The organism is Mycobacterium sp. TH-M15, from assembly GCF_057473705.1.
The window spans coordinates 1-6,801 of record NZ_JBYCLB010000065.1; the positions used below are offsets into that span (position 1 = coordinate 1).

4 protein-coding genes and 1 pseudogene are annotated in these 6,801 nt (G+C 68.8%); 2 read left to right on the plus strand and 3 right to left on the minus strand.

Annotated elements, in window-relative coordinates:
- Positions 1 to 1,443 (plus strand): phosphoenolpyruvate carboxykinase (GTP) (locus AC2VNT_RS01600; RefSeq protein ID WP_486945193.1); only part of this gene is annotated, 1,443 nt, incomplete at its 5' end.
- A gap of 132 nt (positions 1,444 to 1,575) precedes the next feature.
- Here AC2VNT_RS01600 and AC2VNT_RS01605 read toward each other — a convergent pair.
- Positions 1,576 to 2,736: an acyl-CoA dehydrogenase family protein gene (locus AC2VNT_RS01605; RefSeq protein WP_486945194.1), complete on the minus strand. Its 1,161-nt coding sequence runs from the start codon at positions 2,734 to 2,736 to the stop codon at positions 1,576 to 1,578.
- Between the two features lie 27 nt (positions 2,737 to 2,763).
- Between AC2VNT_RS01605 and AC2VNT_RS01610 the strand changes: the two genes are divergently transcribed.
- Positions 2,764 to 3,732, plus strand: a complete 969-nt coding sequence (locus AC2VNT_RS01610; protein WP_486945195.1) for a hotdog family protein — start codon at positions 2,764 to 2,766, stop codon at positions 3,730 to 3,732.
- A 27-nt stretch (positions 3,733 to 3,759) separates the two neighbouring features.
- Here the strand turns inward: AC2VNT_RS01610 and AC2VNT_RS01615 are convergent.
- Positions 3,760 to 6,537: pseudogene (locus AC2VNT_RS01615) on the minus strand (MMPL/RND family transporter); the annotation flags it as partial.
- A gap of 35 nt (positions 6,538 to 6,572) precedes the next feature.
- Positions 6,573 to 6,801: MmpS family transport accessory protein (locus AC2VNT_RS01620; RefSeq protein WP_486945196.1), on the minus strand; the 229-nt coding region annotated here is incomplete at its 5' end.

Genomic DNA, 6,801 nt, shown 5'->3' on the forward strand with positions numbered 1-6,801 from the left:
ATCCCGTTCTGCATGGGCCCGCTCGGCGACGACCACCCGAAGCTGGGCATCGAGATCACCGACTCGCCGTACGTGGTGGCGTCGATGAAGATCATGACCCGGATGGGCACCGCGGCGCTGGCCAAGATCGGCACCGACGGCGAGTTCGTCAAGGGTCTGCACTCGGTGGGTGCCCCGCTGGCCGCCGGGCAGCAGGACGTGCCGTGGCCGTGCAACGAGACCAAGTACATCACCCACTTCCCGGAGACCCGGGAGATCTGGAGCTACGGCTCGGGCTACGGCGGCAATGCGCTGCTCGGCAAGAAGTGCTACGCGCTGCGGATCGCCTCGGCGATGGCCCACGACGAGGGCTGGCTGGCCGAGCACATGCTGATCCTGAAGCTGATCTCCCCGGAGAACAAGGCATACTACGTGGCGGCGGCCTTCCCGTCGTCGTGCGGGAAGACCAACCTGGCGATGATCCAACCGACCATCCCGGGCTGGCGCGCGGAGACCCTCGGTGACGACATCGCCTGGATGCGGTTCGGCGAGGACGGCCGGTTGTACGCGGTGAACCCGGAGGCCGGTTTCTTCGGGGTGGCCCCGGGCACCAGCCACGACTCCAACCCGAACGCGATGAAGACCCTGGAGGCCGGCAACACCATCTACACCAACGTCGCGCGCACCGACGACGGTGACGTCTGGTGGGAGGGCATCGACGGGGACGCCCCCGAGCACCTGACCGACTGGAAGGGCAACGACTGGTACTTCCGGGAGACCGAGACCCTGGCCGCCCACCCCAACTCGCGGTACTGCACGCCGATGTCGCAGTGCCCGATCCTGGCCCCGGAGTGGGACGACCCGGCCGGGGTGCCGATCTCGGCGATCCTGTTCGGCGGCCGGCGTAAGACCACGGTGCCGCTGGTCACCCAGGCCCGCGACTGGCAGCACGGGGTGTTCCTCGGCGCCACCCTGGGCAGCGAGCAGACCGCCGCCGCCGAGGGCACGGTGGGCAAGGTGCGCCGCGACCCGATGGCGATGCTGCCGTTCATCGGCTACAACGCCGGCGACTACCTGCAGCACTGGATCGACACCGGCAAGCACTCCGACGAGTCCAAGCTGCCCAAGGTGTTCTTCGTCAACTGGTTCCGCCGCGGCGACGACGGCCGGTTCCTGTGGCCCGGCTTCGGCGAGAACTCCCGGGTGCTCAAGTGGATCATCGGCCGGGTGGAAGGCAGCGCCGGCGGGACCTCGACGCCGATCGGCACGGTTCCCGGCGCCGAGGATCTGGACCTGGCCGGCCTGGACGTCGCGGCGGCCGACGTCGCCGACGCGCTGCACGTCGACGCCGACGAGTGGCGGGCCGAGCTGCCGCTGATCGCCGAGTGGCTGGAGTTCCTCGGCGAGAAGCTGCCCACCGGGGTGCGCGACGAGTTCGACGCCCTCAAGCAGCGCCTGGGCTGAGCCCGCTCGGCGAGCGTGCAACTCTGCACCCTCGCGAGGCTGACGGGACAGTTGAGGTACGCGATTCTGCAACCGCGGCCTAATACATCCTGCAACTATCGGCATAGCCTCCTGCTGGTATCGGCCAGGACGTCAGATTCCGCCGCGCGCCACCAGTTGTGCGGCGATGACGTTGCGCTGGATCTCGTTGGTGCCCTCACCGACGATCATCAGCGGGGCGTCCCGGAAGTAACGCTCCACGTCGTACTCGCGCGAGTACCCGTAGCCGCCGTGGATACGCACCGCGTTCAGCGCGATCTCCATCGCCACCTCGGAGGCGAACAGCTTGGCCATCCCGGCCTCCAGGTCGCACCGCCCGCCGCTGTCGTAGCACTCGGCGGCGTGCCGGGTCAGCTGGCGCGCGGCGGTCAGCTTGGTCGCCATGTCGGCCAGATAGTTGCCGATGCTCTGGTGCCGCCAGATGGGTTTGCCGAAGCTCTCCCGCTGCTGGGCGTAGGCCAGCGCGTCCTCCAGGGCCGCGGTGGCCACCCCGAGTGCCCGGGCCGCCACCTGGATGCGGCCGGTCTCCAACCCTGTCATCATCTGCGCGAAACCCCGGCCGGCGACCCCGCCGAGCACCGCCGTCGCCGGCACCCGGCAGTCGGCGAAGCTCAGCTCGCAGGACTCGACGCCCTTGTAGCCCAGCTTGGGCAGGTCGCGGGAGACGCCCAGCCCGGCGGTCGGGTTCCCTACCAGCAGCACCGAGATTCCGGCGTGCCGGGGCGTGGCGTCCGGGTCGGTCTTGGCCAGCAGCGCGATCAGCCCGGAGTGGCGGGCGTTGCTGATCCAGGTCTTGGACCCGTTGACCACCAGACCGTCGGCGCCGTCGGCCAGCGCGGTGGTGGTGATGTTCTGCAGGTCGGAGCCGCCGCCCGGTTCGGTCAACGCCATGGTGGCGCGCAGCTCCCCGGTGGCCATCGCCGGCAGGTAGCGGCGGCGCTGGGCCTCGGTGCCGAACAGGGTGAGCAGCTTGGCGACGACGGTGTGGCCGCCCATCGCCCCGGCCAGGCTCATCCAACCGCGGGCCAGCTCCTGGGTGACCGCCACGTAGCACGGCATCGACACCGGGGTGCCGCCGTACTCCTCCGGCACCGCCAGCCCGAAGATGCCGATCCGTTTCATCTGCTCGATCCAGGCCTGTGGATAGCTGTCGGCATGCTCGACGTCGCGGACGGCGGGCTTGACGTCCTTGTCGACGAACACCCGGACGGTGTCGACCAGCAACGCCTGCTCGGCGGAGAGCGCGAAACTCATCGGTCCACCGTATGTCAGGATTCCTCAATGACCGGCGGCCCCTACTTCGACGACCTGGTGCCGGGCCAGGTGTTCGACACCGCGCCCGCGATGACGCTGACCTCCGGCGCGGCGGCGGTGCACCAGGCGATCGTCGGGGACCGGCTGCGGTTGGCGCTGGACGCGCGGCTGGCCGCGGCGGTGACCGGCGCGACGGCGCCGCTGGCGCACCCGGCGCTGGTCTGGGATGTGGCGATCGGTCAGAGCACCGTCGTCACCGGCCGGGTCAAAGCCAACCTGTTCTACCGCGGGCTGGCTTTTCACCGGTTCCCGCAGATCGGCGAGACCCTGTCCACCCGCACCGAAGTGGTCGGCCTGCGGCAGAATTCGGCGCGGTCTGGCCGCGCGCCCACCGGGCTGGCGGCGCTGCGGATGACCACCGTCGACGACCGCGACCGGCTGGTGCTCGACTTCCACCGGTGCGCCATGCTGCCGCTGCGCCCCGGGGCCGACACCGGCCACCGTGACGACCTGTCGGCCATCGGCGCCGGTGCCGCACAGCCGGACCCGACCGCCGGATGGCGCGCCGAGGCGCTCCGGGCCGCGGCGCCGGGCCCGCATTTCGACGCCGGTGTCGCCGGCACGACGCTGCGCAGCACCGCGGATGTGGTCACCGGGGCCACCGAGCTTGCCCGGCTCACCCTGAACATCGCTGCAGTGCACCATGATTCGCGGGTCAGTGGTCGACGGCTGGTGTACGGCGGGCAGACCGTCGGCCTGGCGCTGGCCCAGGCCAGCCGGCTGTTGCCGGATCTGGCGACGGTGCTGGGGTGGGAGAGCTGCGAGCACACCGGTCCGGTGTACGAAGGCGACACCCTCTACAGCGAGCTGGCGGTGGAATCGGCTCAGCCGACCGCGCAGGGCGGCGTGTTAGGGCTGCGGTCGATGGTCTACGCGGTCGACGACCCCGACGACCGGCCGGTGCTGGACTGGCGGTTCACCGTGCTGACCATCTGACTCCGGAACGGCGGTGCGGGCGCTCCGGCGGGCACGCTGCCGGAGCGGACGCTGACGGACGATCGTCGGCCACCAGAACCACGGCCCGTAGATCCGCACCAGCGACGGCACGATGAACGACCGCACCACCAGGGTGTCCAGCAGCAGGCCGATGCAGACGGTGGAGCCCACCTGGCCGATGGTCCGCAGATCGCTGGCCAGCATCGCCAGCATGGTGAACGCGAACACCAGGCCGGCCGAGGTCACCACCCCGCCGGTGCTGCCCAGGGCGCGGATCAACCCGGTGTTCAGCCCGGCGCCGAGTTCCTCTTTGAGTCGGCTGACCAGCAGCAGGTTGTAGTCGGAGCCGACCGCCACCAGGATGATGAACGTCAGCGGCAGGATCAGCCAGTGCAGGGGCAGGCCGATCAGGTGCTGCCAGATCAGCACCGACAACCCGAACGCCCCGGCGTAGGAGAACGCCACGGTGCCGGGAATCACCAACGCGGCCACCAGACTCCGGGTGATGACCAGCATGATCAGGAAGATCAGCGCGAAGGCGGCGATCGCGGCGATCAGCAGGTCGGACCTGACGTACTGCGCGATGTCGCGGTTGTTCGCGCCCGAACCGCCGATGTAAATCTTCGATCCGGCCAGCGACGTCTCCTTCAGCGCGGTCTTGACCGCGTCGGGGAACGCCTCGACGTGCTCGATGCCCTCGGGTCCCATGGCGTTGCCCTCGTGGGTGACGATGAACCGGGCGGCCTTGCCGTCCGGCGACATCATCAGCTCCATGCCGATCTTGATGTCCTCGTTGTCGAAGGCTTCGTGGGGGATGTAAAAGAAGTCGTCGCTGCGTGCCTTGTCGAAGTCGTTACCGACGTTGATCATGTCGTCGAACGTCTGGTCGGTGCTCTGGGCCTGGATGTTGCCGGGTCCGTAGGTGTTGACGATCAGCGCCTGCAAGGCCTCCATGTCGTTGGCCATGGTGTTCAGCTGGGAAACCATTTGCGGCAGCAGGGTGTCGACGACCTCCAGCGAGTCCACGGCGTCGCCGATGTCTTCGGCCAGCTTGTCGACGTTGTCGATCGTGTCGAACACCGACCGGAACGCGAAGCAGATCGGGATGTCGAAACAGTGTGGCTCCCAATAGAAGTAGCTGCGCAGCGGCCGCATGAAGTCGTCGAGGTTGGAGATCCCGTCGTCCATCTGCTCGGTGATCGACTGCATGTCCTCCATGGTGAGCACCGTGGAATGCATCTCGTCCGACAACTTCTGGGTCAGCGCGATGGTGGTCCGCAGCACCGCCACGGTGTGCGCCATGATCTGGGCCTGCTTGTCGGTGTTGGCGTTCTGCTCCTGGGTGAACGGCAGCTGCTGGCCGTTTCCGCTGCCCTGCGTGGTGAACAGGTACGGCAGCGACGCGTGCTCCAGCGGCCGGCCCATCGGCCGGGTGATGGACTGGACCATCGCCACGCCGGGCAGCCGGATCAGCGCTTTGGCGACCCGGTCCAGCGAGATGAAGTCGGCGGAGTTGCGCAAGTCGTGATCGGATTCGACCATCAGCATCTCGGAGAACAGCTTGCTCTTGGCGAAGTGCCGGTCGGTGGCGATGAAGCCCTGGTTCGCCGGGGCGTCGTGCGGCTGGTAGCTGCGGTCGTCGTAGCTCACCCGATAGGTCGGCACGAAGACCGCCCCGAGCATCACCACCGCGCAGCTGGCCGTCAGGATCGGCTTGGGCCAGCGCACCACGCTGGTGCCGATCCGCCGGTACAGCCGCGCCTTGACCTGCTGGCGCGGATCGAACAGCCCGAACAGGCTGCCGATGCTCAGCACCGCCGGCCCGAGCGTCAGCGCGCCGGCGACCGTCAGCACCATGCTGATGGCCACCGCCGGCCCCATCGTGTTGAAGTAGTTCAGCCGGGCGAAGCTCAGGCAGAACGCCGCGCCCGCGATGGTCAGGCCGGAGCCGACGATCACGTGCGACACCCCGCGGTAGGCGGTGTAGTAGGCGTCCTCGCGGCTCTCGCCGTTGAGGCGCGCCTCGTGGTAGCGGCCCATCAGGAAGATGCCGTAGTCGGTGCCGGCGCCCAGGGTCAGCGAGACCACCATGTTCACCGCGAACGACGACAGCGAGATGAACCCGTAGTGCCCGAGGGTGGCGATGACGCCCTTGGCGGCCAGCATCAGGATCAGCACCCCGAACAGCGGCACCAGCATGGTGGTGACCGACCGGTACACCACCAGCAGCATGACGATGATCAGGACGATGGTGGCGATGGTGATGTTGTTCAGGCTCGAGTTGGCGATCACCACGGTGTCGGCGGCCAGCGGCGCGGCGCCGCTGACGTAGACGGTCAGGCCCGGCGGCGGGTCGGAGTGCTCGACGATGTCGCGCACCGCGGCGACGGAGTCGTTGGCCTGCATCTGGCCGATGTCGCCGGCCAGCCGCAGCAGCACGTAGGCCGCCTTGCCGTCGAGGCTCTGCGCGCCGGCCGCGGTGATCGGCTTGCCCCAGGTGTCCATCACGTACTGGACGTGGTCGGAGTTGGCCCGCAGCGTGCGGACCAGTGCGTCGTAGTAGCGGTGGTCCTGCTCACCCAGCGGGCGGTCGGCCTCCAGCACCAGCATGGTCATGGATGTCGAGGTGGACTCCTCGAACTTCTCCCCGATCGCCAGCATCGCCGCCTGCGACGGCGCGTAGGTCGGCACCATCGGCCCGGCCAGCTCCTCGGCGACCTTCTCCACCTGCGGGACGAAGGTGGTCGTCGTCGCGGCCAGGAGCGCCCAGAACAGCAGGATCGGCACCGCCAGCCGGCGCACCATCCGGGCGACGAGCGGGCGTTTCGCCTGCTGCTCGCTCATACGGACTTCACCCGGCAGGTGATGTTGGCATCCGGGTGGGTGTTGGTGTGTTCGTCGCGGACCACGCCGTCGACCAGGATCCGGCAGCCGACGGTGTCGCCGTGCACCTGGATCGAGATGCTGCCGGAGACCACGGCCAGCATCGTCGTCTCGTCGTGCGTCCACGGCAGGGCATCCAACCGGACCAGGTGGGGGTGCCCGTCGATGTCGACGTAGTCGAGCATT